Below are 14,274 nucleotides of genomic sequence, written 5' to 3' on the forward strand. Positions count from 1 at the left end.
ATCTTTAATTTTTGCTTTATCCTTTATGCTTTCTTTTCGGAAATTCCAAATGAAATTTCGGCTTTCCATTTTCCAATGTCATCAGAAGATCTGCATCAAACCTGGAGTCTTTCTTTTTGGAATATAACCCTTTTACATGGGTACAAGCCTTATCCAGAAGTTCTTTTGCCATTTTCTTGTCCAGTTTCTTCTCCATACCTTCTAAAAATCGGTTATCCTTCCAAAGAGCAAAATCACACTGACGGTTCGAGCAGTAAAAATTCCTTTTCCCCTCAAAAATATCAGAACCGCAGACCGGGCATTTCCCAATTAATTCTTTTGCTGTCTGAAAACGATTTCTTTCTTCCTCTGGGATTTTTCTGCAGCCATTCAGGATTTCTTCCAGCATGGTTACAATATCATCCATGAACTGTTCTCCATTAAGCTCCCCTCGTTCCATCAGCAAAAGCCTGTTCTCCCATTCGGCTGTCAGTCCTGCAGATTTTAAATTCTCTGGCATTACACGAATGAGTTCCCTGCCCTCTGCTGTTGGAATAATCTGTTTCCCCTTTCGCTGTGCATATCCGGATGCCACCAGTTTTTCAATGGTGCTGGCTCTCGTTGCAGGTGTTCCAAGCCCTTTTTTCTCTGTCTTTTCATCAAATTCTTTATTACCTGCTGTTTCCATTGCTGCAAGAAGCGTATCTTCATTGAATGATTTCGGTGGAGAAGTATAATGGATACTTGTTTCTGCCTTGACATTAAAAAGCTGCATACCTTTCTGGTATCCGTATGGAATTTCCAACTGTCTGTCTGAATCCTCTTTCTCCGTTTTTACACAATGACTGCGAAAGGCTTTTTCCACGTCTTTAAATCCCATCTGCACCGCTGTTTTTCCTCTGGCAGTAAACTCATTTTTCTGACAGTTCACAGTAACATCTGTCTGTTCATACAGATAATCTTCCCCGACTGCCTGAAGTACCTGCTGTCCAATCAGTATCATCAGATTCTTTTTATCCTCTGACAAATCCATGATTCCTTTTTCCACAGCCTCTTTTGTCGGAAGAATAGCGTGATGGTCAGATACCTTTTCATTATTTACAACTCTTTTTATGTTATGTCCTAACTGCCCATATTCTACAAAAGGCAGCATCAACGGCATTTTCCCTGCCAGTTCTTCTACTGTTCCAATCATATCTTCTGTAACAAAGCGGCTGTCTGTCCTCGGATACGTTACCAGCTTTTCTTCATATAATTCCTGTAAAAGATCAAGCGTTTTCTTTGCCGTAAATCCAAAATACCGGTTCGCTTCCCTCTGCAGGCTTGTCAGATCATATAATTTAGGAGGGGATACTTTCTTCTGTTCTCTTTTTAGCTCTGTAATAATTGCCTCAGAACCGTCGCATAATGCTACCAGAAGTTCTGCGTCTGCTTTATTGGTAATGTTCTCTGATACGGCAACGAGCTTTCCATCTGTCAGTTCCACTCTGTAAAAGGTTTCTTTCTGAAAATGCTCAATCCTGTCCTGCCGTTCCGTCAGCATGGCAAGAGTTGGTGTCTGTACTCTTCCAACTACCAGTTTTTTATAATACTTTGTCGTATAAGCTCTGGTAGCGTTCATTCCAATCAGCCAGTCTGCCTGTGCCCTGCATACCGCCGCCATGCAAAGGTTACTGTAAAAGCCGGCATCTTTCATCTCATGGAAACCATTTCGTATTGCTTCATCTTCCATAGAGCTGATCCATAATCGTCTGACTGGTTTTCTACATCCGGACAGATCATATACTCTCTGGAAGATCAATTCTCCTTCCCGTCCTGCATCACAGCCATTTACCAGATACTCTATATCTTCCCGGTTCATCAGATCCTTTAATACTGAAAACTGCTTCTTTTTATCTGCTGACACCTGTAGCTTCCACGTTTCAGGAATGATCGGCAGGTCATCAAACTGCCATTTCGCATATCTTTCATCATATTCTTCCGGTCGTGCATATTCTGCCAGATGTCCAAGACACCAGCTCACAAGGCAGTTTTCTCCCTCCATATACCCGTCCTGTTTTTTATATGCAGACAAATTTTTCGCATAACTTTGTGCTACACTTGGTTTTTCTGCAATCACTAAAAATCTCGCCATTTTTCGTCCTTTCTGAAAAGGACAGCCAGAGTAGCTGTCCCTTTCCTGTATCTTATTTTTCTGTGCTAAACCTCAGAGAACAGAAATCTTAATCTTCCTGTCCATCTTCATTTTCCTGTTCTTCATTAATAAACGGTCCGTCTGTAAATTCAAGTTGTTCACTGACAAAACCATCTTCTTTTTTACGACCATATTTCAGATATACAACCACTGCACCAATACCAAGTCCCCCTGCTAATACAATGGTACAGAGTTTCCAGATGTCTGCACCGCCTGTATTTTTCTGCGTTGTTTCTTCTTCTGTTTCTTTTTCCACAGCAGGTGTTGTTTCTGTGGTTGTTTCCGGAATCACTACCTTCTGTTCTTCCTCTGTCTTGCTGTCCTCTGTTTCATCCAGGAATTCTGCAAGGTCATTTTCATCAACCAACGACATCATATAGACATTTTCTGATGTGCTGGAACGGTCAATTACCATATAAAAAGTATTTCCCTTTTTTGTCTGGATGGTAAGGAACTGCTTTGTATCATCATTTTCCTTATCATCGACCAGTTGTGCATTTCCCGGCGTAGAAAAGGCAGAGGAATCACTTTCTGCGATCACTCTGCCCGTATCCTCCGTATTTTCTTCTGTGGTTGCCTCCGATGATGTTTCTGCCACAACCTCGGTAGTTGTTTCTTCCGCAGGCGGATCAGCATTTGCATATACAGTTGCAAACGAAAATCCCGAAAGCATTGTAACTGCCATTACAATCATCATCAGTTTTTTTACTACTTTATTTTTCATGTTCTAAGCCCTCTCTTTCCGGTATCTGTACATCAGATCCTTTGTTATTTTCTTTGTTTCCGTCTTTCTTTTCTCTTGCATCTTCTATTGCAATACCGCCTTCTTCATCCAGCCGAATCGTTGCCGTTCCTTTCTGAATCCCATCAAGCAGTACAAGAAGTTCCCTGCTGTCCAGCTTCAGTGAACGGAAAGATTTGATAATTTCTATGTCCTCCATCTGCTGTTTTAAATCATTCTGCTTTTTCAGATGCTTCTGCAGTTCTGCAATCTTTTCTTCTGTTTTCTGAATATCATCCAGAACTTTTTTTAACTTCATATTCATCTACCCTGTCACCTCCTAATGCAGACGACCAAATGCCATAAAATGTTCCTGCCAGTAAGAACTTGCAATGCTTGTATACTGTACCGGCTTTCCGCAATGTATCATCATATTGTTGCCAACATAAATTCCTACATGACTCGCTCCGCTTGTGTTATAAGTTCCCTGGAAGAAAATCAGATCTCCCGGTTTTGCTTCTGATGGGGATACCTGTGAACAATGAGAACGAAGTTCATCGGCAGTACACCTTCCTATGTTCCACCCATTTCCACAATTATTGATTACCCAGCTTACAAATCCAGAACAGTCAAAACCACTTGGAGAATAACCACCCCATACATAAGGCACTCCCAGATATTTCTCTGCTTCCCGTATCATCTTTGCGAATTGCGGGTCAGATAACGCTTCACCAGGAATCGTATAGCCAAAACCACTACTTCCTGTCGGAATGGAATTCAGGTCAAACAGGTAATCCCTGTTTCCATAATATCGGTTATACGCATCGTATCTTTCCTGTTCCTCTTCTGTCATACGGCTTCTTAACACCGTATCCAGATTATGATTGGTCATAGTAACATCCAGACGGTTCACTTCTTTTGTTGTTGTCACTTCCACTTCCTGACTTCCGTTGCTGTCAGCTATGTAAGCCTCCCATGTCTGATGTCCATGGGCAGATGCCGCCGCATGATTATCATAATAAACATCAAACTGCACACCATATCTTGCGAAAGCTCCGGTATCTTCTACCACATATTCCACGCCATTCATCACTACATGAGTACCGATCGGAACAAAAGGATTTGTCGCATCTACGGCAATCGTGTGGTTTGCGGTAGGCATTGCTCCACTTGCGGTCGGTCCGCCACTCCACTGACCACAGCAGATGGAACAGTTGCAATATCCACTGGTAACAACCTGTCCCAATGATTCTCCAACCCGGACAGTTTTTGTTTCTGTTACAGTTTCTCTGGTAGACTGTGTATTGATTCCATATTGCTGCTGAAAGATTTCTTTTATCTCGTCTGCGACTTCGGCATAAGTAAAACCGCCATATTTCACTGTCAGATAAGAAATAAGCTGATATGGATTGTGTCCGATCTCATCAATCTGATAACGGTATTCATCATAATCCGGATGCCTGGATTCTATTTGATTGATCTGTGTGTTCAATGCCTCCTCCAGAGCTTTATACGCATTTTCTGCAGCATAAATATCTTCATCCGTACTGGAATAACTGGTTGAAATGATCGCTGAAGAACCACCCTGCAAAACTGCACTACAACTGGAAAAACTGGCTACTATCAGAACAAAAATCAGTCCAAAAAGAGCTACTGTAGCAAAGATTCCTTTGTTTTGTGCCGCCACCATTTTGACTGCATCTTTTGTTTTTTCTGTAAATCTTTGTGCCGATGTGATTGCCGCATCTTTGGCTTTTTTACTTTCTTTTGCCGCCCGGCACTGCTTTTGGTATCGTTTTTTCTGTAGTAATTTTTGAAGTGCTGATTTTTTCTTCTGGTCAGCTTCTCTCTTCACTGCATTTTTTGCCTGATTTCCGTAAGCAGCATCAAACATCAGCCTGCTATTTTCTGCTTCATCCAGCATATTTTCTGTCAGACGGGCAGATTGTTTCCTGCTTTCCCTCAATCGCTGCCGGACATAAATGGACTTTCTTGCAAGACTTTCCCCCGCAAGTTCCATCCTGTGTGCCCCTTCCACAGCAGCGTTATCATCTTCTGCTTCATGGGCTTTCCAGTGTCCCACAGTAAAAGCAGCATTTTTCACTGCCGAAGCTGATTTGCGGATTCCGGTTCCTGCTCCATGTACCATGCCATCCCCTTCATCTCCAAAAGAAAGCCGGGACTGTTTTTTCTGTTCTTTCAGTATCCGTTCCCGCTTTACCTTACCTTTGATCTCATCCTGAAATCCTTCCAGTGATTCTTCTGTAACCTGAGATGTTTCACGATAACGGATATTTTCTTTTTCCGCAGTTTTTTGTTGTCTGGAAGCCTCCTTTTCCTTCCGTTTTTCTCTTTCTGCGTAATCTCTGACCATTTTTCTCTGTCTAAGTTTTCTGCTGTCCACTGCGGTTTCCAGAGCAGCACGTTCACTTCTTGGCTGTCCCCGGATACTTTCTGTACGAAATACGGCATGTTTATCTGGCCCGGAATCTTCCGTTAAAGACATATCTTCCTTCGCATCCTCATTCCCCAGATCTTGTTCCATTTTCACTTTTTGTTCTTCATCTATACTGTATCTGGTTATATCAGAGGGTTTCTTTCTGGTCGGTATATCTTTATTTTCCGTTATTCGCTCCCGTCGATTTTTTCCGAAATCTTCTTCTTTTTTCGGATTTCTGGAAACTTCTATATCCTCATCACGACTGGTGATCCGTTTTTCTTCCTTGTTATGCAGGTTTTCTTCCCTAAGACCATCCCTGCTCATCTTATGGACGGTTTTATCTCTGGCTTTATATTCATGCTCCTGCAATTTCACCATCCCCTTTGCTGCGGTTTTTCTTTAATTCGCTTTGTCTTTGTACACTTCCCATTTATGTGAGATTTCATCTACATTAGAAAGAATCGAAGTCAAAAGCATATCCAGCATCCTTTCACTCAGCCCTTCCTTTTCTCTCAGATAAAAAAGCACCTGCTGTAAGTCAATCATTTCTGACAGGAAAAGCATATCATCCAACATTTCACCAAATACTTCTTCACCGTTGCTGTCCTTTCCTGCCTCTAAAAGCTGCTTAACCTTTTCATCGGCCTGCAGTTTTTTCATCATTTCTACACAAGCCTCTTCTGTGCATCCTTCACATGGATTTGCCATACAATTATTTTCCATTCTGTAATCCTCCGTTTTCTCTGTTTTGTGCTATCTTTTTTACAACTACTCTTCATCTCTTTCCCCGATTCCAAGACGCTTCCGCTTTTCTACTTCATCTGGTTTGGAAGTCATGAGTGCATACAGCATCAGTGAATTATCGAATTTATCCTTGAATGGAATAATCGTACTTCCATAAAAAACAAGTCCCTCACCTTCTCCACTGTTGGTAACATAAGAAAGCTGATGTGGAGAAATGTTCAACTGTTTCGCAAGAATCTGTCTGTCCCCGGAAGCCTGATTCAGCATCAGGATAAAATCAGAGTTTTCAAAGATATTTTCAATTTCCCTTGATGCAAGCAAATCCTTGACATTCTGTGTAATACCTGTCGGGATACCACCCCACTTACGGAATCGCTTCCAAATTTCCACACTGTATGCTGCTGTCTGTTCTTCTTTCAGCAGCAAATGAAACTCATCAATATAATATCGGGTACTCTTATTTGCAGAGCGATTGATTGTTACTCTATTCCAGACCTGATCCTGTACAATGAGCATCCCCAGTTTTTTCAACTGTTTCCCAAGGTCTTTAATGTCAAAGCAGACCATACGGTTATTCAGTTCCACGTTTGTTCTGTGATTAAATACTTTCAGAGAACCATTAACATAAATTTCAAGGGAAGTAGCAAGCCGCTGTGCTTCCTGCTCTTTCTGCTCCCGGAGAAGATTGTATAAATCTTCCAGTATTGGCATATTCTCTGGCACTGGGTCAGAAAGATAATCCTGATAAACCAGACGCACACAACGGTCAATGATAGTCATTTCCACTGGTTCCAGACCATTTTTACCTCCCACGATCAACTCGCATAAAGACAGGATAAAATCTGACTTTAGAGATAACGGGTCATCATCATCTGCATAATCAAGGTTAATGTCCATCGGATTAATATAATCATGACTGGTTGGCGAAATCCTGATAACCTGTCCATGAAATGCCCGAACAAGTGGGTAATATTCCCCTTCTGGATCGCAGACGATAATATCATCTCTTGTCACAATAAAAGCATTGGCAATTTCACGTTTTGCAGCAAAGGATTTACCAGAACCCGGTGTACCAAGTATCAGACCATTCGGGTTCTTTAACTTCTTTCGGTCTGCCATGATCAGATTATTGGAAAGGGCATTTAATCCATAATAAATAGATTCCCCACCCATAAATAATTCCTGTGTGGTAAACGGGACAAAAATTGCTGTGGATGTTGTAGTCAGTGCCCTTTTGATCGGAACCAGATTCATCCCAAGAGGCAGACAGCTCATCAGTCCCGGCTCCTGCTGATAGTCCAGACGTTTCAACGCACAATTATATTTCTGTGCAATTCCTGCAGTCTGAAATACCACATTTTCAAGTTCCTGCTTCGTCTGTGCAGTATTTAAAAACAATACCGTCACAAGGAACATTCTCTCATTTCTGGACTGTAAATCTTCCAGAAGCCTTTTTGCTTCCCCACCGTATGTATTTAAGTCTGATGGGATAATGTCCATGTCATATCCGGAACGTACCGCTTTTTTCTGCTCCTCAATTTTCATCCTGTTAATATCTGTTACCTTACTCTTTACCAGTTTAATCGCCTTCATCTGGTCGATAGATTGGATATGGAGATTGACCATCAGGTTACAGTCCATTTCCAGAAATTCCGCAAGCATCTTGTCAGTAAGCTCCGGTGCAAGAATCTGCAAATAAGAAACAGCCCCTATCGTACCACCCATCTGAAAATCCCTGCCATTTTTAAACACAAAACTGGTCGGAGCAACATAATCTTTGGTACTCAGTCCTGTCCGAAGCACATCATCATAAGAAAAATGGAACGGAACCTTACTGTCCTGATTAAAGGTTTCATACATGATCTGAAGTCTTTCTTCTCCATTTAGTGGATAAGCCGAAACTCCAAGAATCTTAAAGTTATTGAGAATATCCGATTCAATCCTCTCCAGCTTCGGTTTTGCTTCCCGGATGCTGTCCGCTTCAATGCCAAATGTAATATATTTGGTACGGAGCAATCCATTATTTCCTTTGGAAAGCTGATTCTTTAACATCTGTGCAAATTCCATACGCAGCTCATCAAATTCATCATCCTGTGGCTTGATAAGGATAACTTTTTCAAATTCCGCCATGTTACTGTGCTGATTGATAAAAGACAACTGAAAATGAATAGTGCTGTCAAAGTAATTTAAAAAATCACACCAGTTTTCAAAGATTGCGTTCTTATCCTCATTCTGTGCCAACTGATAGTTGATGTCATAAAACCGGATCGTTTTTGAATAAAACTTATCCTGCACCCGGCAGATCCCATCCTTTGCCATCTCATGATATGGAATAGACTGCTGTGCTGAAATCTGTTTTTCCTTTGCTGTATCTGCTTTCACTGCTGTCTTATTTGTCCCTGTCTTTACAGGTTTCCTGTTTCCTGCCGCTTTTTGCCCGGATGTGGAAGCCTGTTTACTTTTTCTCTTTTTTGCGTCTTTTTTTGCCTGACGCTTGGCTTCTTTTTCTGCTTTTTCAGCAAGTTTTGCTTCTCTTTTTTCACTTTTCTTATCTGCCCTTTCCTGCTCTTTACGCAGCTTTGCTTCATATTTCTGTGCCTGTTTTAATGCTTTCTTTTCCCTTCTGGTTATCTTCCTTTTGGGTCTGCGGACACCTCTTTGTCTTTCCAGTGCTTCATAACCAGTTACCATCGGTTCTTTGCGTAACTTTCCGCTCACTGGATTTTCTCCATCTGGCAGTGGTTCTGAAACTTCCTGCCCATCTTCCTTATCCAGCCAGTAATCATCCGGATATAAACTGTCCTCCAACTGTTCTGGCAATGCTTTCTTATTTTTTCTTTTTAACACGTTCCCTTCCTCCTTTCTTTCTGACTATCCTCTGTTTTTTCTCATACATATTTTCCACCTGATACTTCCTTACAGATGGCCGGATAAACCGGACCACAATTATATTCTTCAGAACTTTTTCTAACGGAAGCCCATCCTTCTCATACATGGCAAATACAAATGCCGGAAGCATCAGAAGACACATTCCGGTTGCAGCATTACTGGAACCGATCACTCCTCTGGTCAAAAAATAAAACGGTACTCCCACTGCTGCCGCAAGTCCAAAACAGATAAGCTGTCTTTTGGTAAGATTTAAAATAATCTTGTTTTTTACTTTGGTCAGATCTTTTGGTACAGATACAAAAGCCATCATTTTCCCCCTTCCTGCTAATGGGCATTAAACACACTTTTTGCAAAATTACCTGTTTTCATCAGACTGAAACACAGAATCACTGTATATGCCATCACACCAAACAATGCGGAATGTACGTTATCTGACATCTGGATATTTGCCACAAGGACTGCGTAGATTCCCACACAAACCATCATGAAAAATCCCTGAAATGCCAGTGCAAATAATCCCCGCAGATAGTTGTTTCCAATCTGTCCCCATTCCCTGTTTGACATCGTTGCAAATGGTATTGCACCGACCGAGGAATACAGATAAATCTCAATCATTCGTCCATACAAAATAACTGTGATCAATACAGATATAATCTTCATACACAGGCTCACCAGCATCGTTTCCAGTGCCAGTATGACAAGTTCACCGATTTCCATAGATTCCATAGCTGTTTCCATCGTACTGATCATCGTATCTATATTGATCGCTGTATCAGAACTGATGACACCTGCCGCCCGGCTTACCACCGTCTGTCCGACATCAAATACCGCCATAGTAATTGTGAACGTGTGGCTGACAATCCAGACTGCCACCCACATCTTGAAAAAATATTTAAAGAACATCCATGTGTCCAAATCATGCATGTTATTTTTTTCTGTGAGCATGGAAATCAATTCATAACAAAGTACAAAAGTGATAATCATACCGGCAATCGGAACAATTACCGAATCGGAAAGATTCTGTATCATGCTGAAAATGTTCCCATTCCAGCCCTGCGGTGTCTGCCCAACCTGAGCAGCAATCTCACCTGTCTTTTCATTGACATCGGTATACATTGTTGTCAGGTTGGAACTTACCATGCCTGTCAGAAGATCCCTCATCCATGTTTCAATCGCCTCAAATATACGATCCATGAGTTATCTCCTCTCTTTTTGCACTTAACCGAACAATCCGGATAACAGTGGTACCAACTGTGTTCCGATCAGTGCCACACCACCACCAGCCATAAGCTGCTTGATTCCCTGTGACTTAGCCCCAGGATTGTCGTTGCCGTATCCTTCCAGAAGATTAATAACTCCCCATACTGCAAGACCTGCTCCGATTGCTACTACAAGTGTCTGTAAAATATTGATTGCTGAATTAAAAAACGACATATGTTTTATCTCCTCTCAAGTTTTTTGCTCATAAATTCCTGCTGTATTCTAACCGGCTCTGCCCTGATGGGCGGTCGTTCATACCTGTGCATCCTCTCACCTCCCAAAAGGGCAAAGAAAAAGAGCTATGTAGTTGGATTTTCTACATGCTCCGCTTCCTTGTTTTCACTATTTTCCTGTTCCATAAGACTGTCCCCTGAGAACACATACAGGTCAAACTCCTCTGACCTTGTAAGTTTTACTTCCATTCTGTGTCTCATGTACGCTTCCACATCAAATTCATTGCGTTTATCGTAATCAGACAGTTCCTTATAGCGTTTATGTTTTGTAATATCATACTTGTCACTGAAAAACGGACGGACACCTCTTAGCTGGAGGATACACTTATTTCCATCCATCACCGCAAGTTCATCTCTGCTCATCAGTTCTTTTCCGGTTTTCTGATAGTTCATCCCGTAAGAACGGCTCTGCCCTCTCGTATCCGAAGTATTATATAAATCAATGGTTTCCTTACCAAGTGTTTCTGAAATCTCTTTTAAGGTGGAACTTTCTTTTCCTCCAAGGAACAGCATTGTGTCACAATTCCCTAAAATGGTTTCTGCAGCATCTTTATAAATAGTCTTTAACTGTGACTGCGACTGGAGTATAATAGAAGCAGATATTTCTCTGCTTCGTATGGTTGCGATCAGCTTGTCGAACTTCGGAATTTGTCCGATATTTGCGAACTCGTCACAGAGGATTCTTACATGATACGGCAGTCTGCCATGGTGTACATCATCTGCCCTGTCGCATAATAAATTGAATAACTGACTGTACATCATTGCTACCACAAAGTTAAAGGTATCATCTGTATCCGAGATAATAACAAACAATGCAGACCTCTGATCTCCCATCATATCCAGTTCCATTTCATCGTAACTCATAATCTCACGAAGTTCCGCAATATCAAATGGTGCAAGTCTGGCACCACAGGAAATCAAAATCGACTTTGCCGTTTTGCCGGCGGCTAATTTATATTTTTTATACTGACGTACAGCAAAGTGTTCCGGCTCTGTTTTTTCCAGTTCCTCAAACAGCATATCCACTGCATTTTTAAAGGTTTCGTCATCTTCCCTTGTTTCACTGGCATTGATAAATTCAAGCAGTGTCGCAAAGTTCTGTTCTTCCTCCGGTGCTTCATACCAGATATAACCAATCAAAGCACAGTATAAAAGGCGTTCCGCTTTACTCCAGAAATCTTCACTGGACTTCTCGCCTTCCCCTTTTGTATTTACCATAATCGTATTCACCAATTTTAAAATATCCTTTTCTGACCGGATGTAATGGAAAGGATTGTAGTGCATACTCTTTGAAAAGTTGATGGTATTCAGCACTTTTATCCTATATCCATTCCTTACTAACATCATGCCGCACTCAATAATAATCGTTCCCTTCGGAAGCGTTTCGTCAAGACAGAATGTGCATTTTATTTGCAAACATTTTATGAACAACTCACATCCTGCCTTGACGATGGTTTTATCCGCACATGGCGGCGTTGCGAATGTCGTTTTTGATAAGGCGTAGCACCTTATCGTCCATTGTTTCCTTGCTCGTCTGACTGAAATGGATGCCCACCATGTAGGTGGTCTTTCCAATCTTTCTGACAAGGACGGGTGCGGTCTGCTCGGTGGTTGTGGGTGCTGTGTTCTTTGTTTTTGCCATTGAATACCTCCTTGAAATGGAAAAAGCCAGACAGGGTGTGAGGGTCGGCAACGAAGTCCGGCAACGGGCTTCAAAAAACCTCAAACATAGTCCTATCTGGCTCTTTTACTATTTTTACTTTTTTCTTTGATTTCTCCGTTGCTTTCGTTGCCGGAGAAGAAAACTCCTTGTAAATAAAGGGGTTTTAAGGGATTAGCCCTGCAACGGGGTCGGCAACGGGATAGCAACTGGCTCGGCAACACGGTCAGTTTTTCAGAATGGAAGTTCCATCTGTCGGGCTTCTTCCTCGGTCAGTTCCCGAAAACCGTCAAGCAAATTTGAGCCTGTTGCCGATAGCTCGTTGCCGGACGGTGGGGTGCGTTCCCATCCTCGCTGTCTGCCGTACTTAGCAAAGATACGGGGATTTGAAAATGGTGTCCATCCCTCGATGCTGTTGTTCATAATCTCGTTGATTTCTCGGATTTCCCATTGCTTCGGCTCGTCAAAGGGATGGTTCAGAGCTTCTGCATAGATCAGCTTGGAGCAGACCTGTGTGCCGTTGTAATTATCAAGGAAAGACTGTATCAGTCCTGCCTTGGTGTCCTCCGGCATGAATTGCTTTTGCAGTTCTTTCAGTTCCTTGTCCATATCCTTGGATAAGGTCAGCTTTACAGGGAAATTGTGATAGATGAACATGGCTTCTGCCCACATAAGGTCAATGAACGCTCTGGATGCAGCTTCATCTTCCAGAATGTGAACCACGGCATTTTCGGGGTGTACCATGATGGGCAGGAACCTACGGTTGCCGCTTCGGTCAAGGGGCAGGAAGTCCATCGTATTGGAAGAACCGCCGAACACGCATTGACGGAGCCTGTCTGCCGGATGGGTTTCATACGGCACTTTATAGGTTTCTTTCGCTCTGCTGATAAAGGACTTAATATCCTCAATGCTCTTGGCATTGGCTGTGGCAATCATTTCCGACATTTCGATTATCCAATGCCCCTGCATCTTGCGGTAAACATTGTCATCGTCAATCTTCTTTAGGTCATCGGAAAACCATTCGTCCTTGACTGCCAGCAGACGGAAGAAAGTGGACTTTCCTGCACCTTGCCCACCAACAAGGCAGAGCATGACTTCAAATTTGCATCCGGGTTTGAACACTCTGCTGATAGCTCCCAACATGAACAGTCGCAAACATTGATAGGTGTACTCGCTGTCCTCTGCACCGAGGAAACGGGTCAGAGCGTAGCGGATGCGTTCTGTGCCGTCCCATTCCAGACTGTTCAGATAGTCACGGATGGGGTGGTACTTATTGCAGTCAGCGACAATGGAGATAGCTTTCTGGATTTTCTTCTCGCTCGTCAGTCCGTATTTATCTTCCAGATAGAGCATCAGATAATTCAGATCTGTATCATTGAGTGTCGCTGTCTGCTTGCTCCACCAAAGGGGCTTTACAATGTCGATACGCTCCGTGAGAATGTTGTACCTGACAGCACCTTGCAGATATGGGTCATTCTGAAATACCGTCAGACAGTTCCTTATGCTGTTCTTGATAGCTCCGCTATCGGTCAAGTCCAGACTTCCTCTGACTTCTTCCACGGTCATGGTTGGCTGTGGGGTCTGCAAATCGCTGTTCAAGTTTCATCACCTCTTTTCTTTGCTCGGCAACCAGAGCTTTCTTTTCTTCGGGAGTGCCGTACAAGAGAATATCAAGCAGATATTCGATATAGCTTTCTCTTTGCAGGGCTTCCACGAACAGGGGATGCCATTCATCCTCCGGCTGTTTCGGTGCGTACTGCTGTTTCCATGCTCGGAGAGAGTGGAAGTAATCGGTCAGCACCTTGTAGCATCGGTTTTCTTCCTGTTGGTATCTCTGTTCGGGGGTGGGTTCTCTTATCTTGGGTCTGACGGATGGCTTCTGTCTGCTGTCATAGCAGATACCAAAATCATCAGCCAATTTCATGGCGGCTTCTTTGCTCGGCAGTCCGAACAGTCGGGAAACAAAATCAACTGCATCTCCGTCCGCTTGACAAGCGAAACAATGAAAACGCATATCCACTTTCATGCTCGGATTTTTGTCATTGTGGAACGGGCAGACTGCCATGCCGTGACGGTTGACACGGATGCCGTACATCTCTGCCGCCTGTCGGGTGGTAACATTGCCTTTTACTGCTTCAAATACATTCATTGCAT

12 protein-coding genes and 1 pseudogene are annotated in these 14,274 nt (G+C 42.6%); all 13 read right to left on the reverse strand.

The genetic code is table 11. The annotated features are described in order from the left end of the window. Positions 1–16: 16 nt before the first annotated feature. The 13 genes and pseudogenes from BQ2683_RS11865 to BQ2683_RS11925 all read right to left on the reverse strand — a co-directional run bounded on the left by BQ2683_RS11865 (position 17) and on the right by BQ2683_RS11925 (position 14,269). The gene (locus BQ2683_RS11865; RefSeq protein WP_069989207.1) at positions 17–2,113 is read right to left on the reverse strand and encodes a DNA topoisomerase 3; all 2,097 of its coding nucleotides are present in this window, start codon (positions 2,111–2,113) and stop codon (positions 17–19) included. 88 nt (positions 2,114–2,201) lie between these two features. Further along, positions 2,202–2,897, reverse strand: a complete 696-nt coding sequence (locus BQ2683_RS11870; protein ID WP_069989208.1) for a CD1107 family mobile element protein — start codon at positions 2,895–2,897, stop codon at positions 2,202–2,204. After that, a complete protein-coding gene (locus BQ2683_RS11875; RefSeq protein WP_069989209.1) occupies positions 2,887–3,219 on the reverse strand; it encodes a DUF4315 family protein in 333 nt (110 codons plus the stop codon). Before BQ2683_RS11875 ends, BQ2683_RS11870 begins: the two co-directional genes overlap by 11 nt. Before the next feature lie 15 nt (positions 3,220–3,234). Beyond that, positions 3,235–5,703: a C40 family peptidase gene (locus BQ2683_RS13935; RefSeq protein WP_069989210.1), complete on the reverse strand. Its 2,469-nt coding sequence runs from the start codon at positions 5,701–5,703 to the stop codon at positions 3,235–3,237. 30 nt (positions 5,704–5,733) lie between these two features. Beyond that, positions 5,734–6,057 carry a hypothetical protein gene (locus BQ2683_RS11885; protein WP_069989211.1) on the reverse strand — a complete coding sequence of 108 codons (324 nt, stop codon included), beginning with the start codon at positions 6,055–6,057 and terminating at the stop codon, positions 5,734–5,736. A 45-nt stretch (positions 6,058–6,102) separates the two neighbouring features. Next, positions 6,103–8,925: a VirB4-like conjugal transfer ATPase, CD1110 family gene (locus BQ2683_RS11890; protein WP_069989212.1), complete on the reverse strand. Its 2,823-nt coding sequence runs from the start codon at positions 8,923–8,925 to the stop codon at positions 6,103–6,105. After that, positions 8,906–9,274: a PrgI family protein gene (locus tag BQ2683_RS11895; RefSeq protein ID WP_069989213.1), complete on the reverse strand. Its 369-nt coding sequence runs from the start codon at positions 9,272–9,274 to the stop codon at positions 8,906–8,908. The genes BQ2683_RS11890 and BQ2683_RS11895 overlap by 20 nt, the downstream gene beginning before the upstream one ends. Before the next feature lie 17 nt (positions 9,275–9,291). Further along, a complete protein-coding gene (locus tag BQ2683_RS11900) occupies positions 9,292–10,161 on the reverse strand; it encodes a VirB6/TrbL-like conjugal transfer protein, CD1112 family (RefSeq protein ID WP_069989214.1) in 870 nt (289 codons plus the stop codon). 24 nt (positions 10,162–10,185) lie between these two features. Further along, positions 10,186–10,401 (reverse strand): Maff2 family mobile element protein, encoded by a 216-nt coding sequence (locus BQ2683_RS11905; RefSeq protein WP_069989215.1) that lies wholly within the window; start codon positions 10,399–10,401, stop codon positions 10,186–10,188. Positions 10,402–10,526: 125 nt separating this feature from the next. After that, positions 10,527–11,843 (reverse strand): annotated as a pseudogene (locus BQ2683_RS11910) (VirD4-like conjugal transfer protein, CD1115 family); the annotation flags it as partial. Between the two features lie 73 nt (positions 11,844–11,916). Further along, positions 11,917–12,102 (reverse strand): transposon-encoded TnpW family protein, encoded by a 186-nt coding sequence (locus BQ2683_RS11915; protein WP_069989216.1) that lies wholly within the window; start codon positions 12,100–12,102, stop codon positions 11,917–11,919. Between the two features lie 252 nt (positions 12,103–12,354). Then, complete coding sequence (locus tag BQ2683_RS11920) at positions 12,355–13,686, reverse strand: virulence-associated E family protein (RefSeq protein WP_069989217.1); 1,332 nt, start codon at positions 13,684–13,686, stop codon at positions 12,355–12,357. Continuing rightward, positions 13,643–14,269, reverse strand: a complete 627-nt coding sequence (locus BQ2683_RS11925; RefSeq protein ID WP_069989218.1) for a CHC2 zinc finger domain-containing protein — start codon at positions 14,267–14,269, stop codon at positions 13,643–13,645. Before BQ2683_RS11925 ends, BQ2683_RS11920 begins: the two co-directional genes overlap by 44 nt. Between the last annotated feature and the right edge of the window lie 5 nt (positions 14,270–14,274).

It is taken from the genome of Massilioclostridium coli, from assembly GCF_900095865.1.
Lineage (GTDB): Bacteria > Bacillota > Clostridia > Oscillospirales > Ruminococcaceae > Massilioclostridium > Massilioclostridium facile.

Excerpts from the sequence above, each read along its gene's own strand:
- BQ2683_RS11875 (WP_069989209.1), bottom strand. The coding sequence starts at position 3,219 with ATGAATATGAAGTTAAAAAAAGTTCTGGATGATATTCAGAAAACAGAA.
- BQ2683_RS11905 (WP_069989215.1), bottom strand. The coding sequence starts at position 10,401 with ATGTCGTTTTTTAATTCAGCAATCAATATTTTACAGACACTTGTAGTA.
- BQ2683_RS11885 (WP_069989211.1), bottom strand. The coding sequence starts at position 6,057 with ATGGAAAATAATTGTATGGCAAATCCATGTGAAGGATGCACAGAAGAG.
- BQ2683_RS11915 (WP_069989216.1), bottom strand. The coding sequence starts at position 12,102 with ATGGCAAAAACAAAGAACACAGCACCCACAACCACCGAGCAGACCGCA.
- BQ2683_RS11900 (WP_069989214.1), bottom strand. The coding sequence starts at position 10,161 with ATGGATCGTATATTTGAGGCGATTGAAACATGGATGAGGGATCTTCTG.
- BQ2683_RS11865 (WP_069989207.1), bottom strand. The coding sequence starts at position 2,113 with ATGGCGAGATTTTTAGTGATTGCAGAAAAACCAAGTGTAGCACAAAGT.
- BQ2683_RS11920 (WP_069989217.1), bottom strand. The coding sequence starts at position 13,686 with ATGACCGTGGAAGAAGTCAGAGGAAGTCTGGACTTGACCGATAGCGGA.
- BQ2683_RS11925 (WP_069989218.1), bottom strand. The coding sequence starts at position 14,269 with ATGAATGTATTTGAAGCAGTAAAAGGCAATGTTACCACCCGACAGGCG.
- BQ2683_RS11895 (WP_069989213.1), bottom strand. The coding sequence starts at position 9,274 with ATGGCTTTTGTATCTGTACCAAAAGATCTGACCAAAGTAAAAAACAAG.
- BQ2683_RS11870 (WP_069989208.1), bottom strand. The coding sequence starts at position 2,897 with ATGAAAAATAAAGTAGTAAAAAAACTGATGATGATTGTAATGGCAGTT.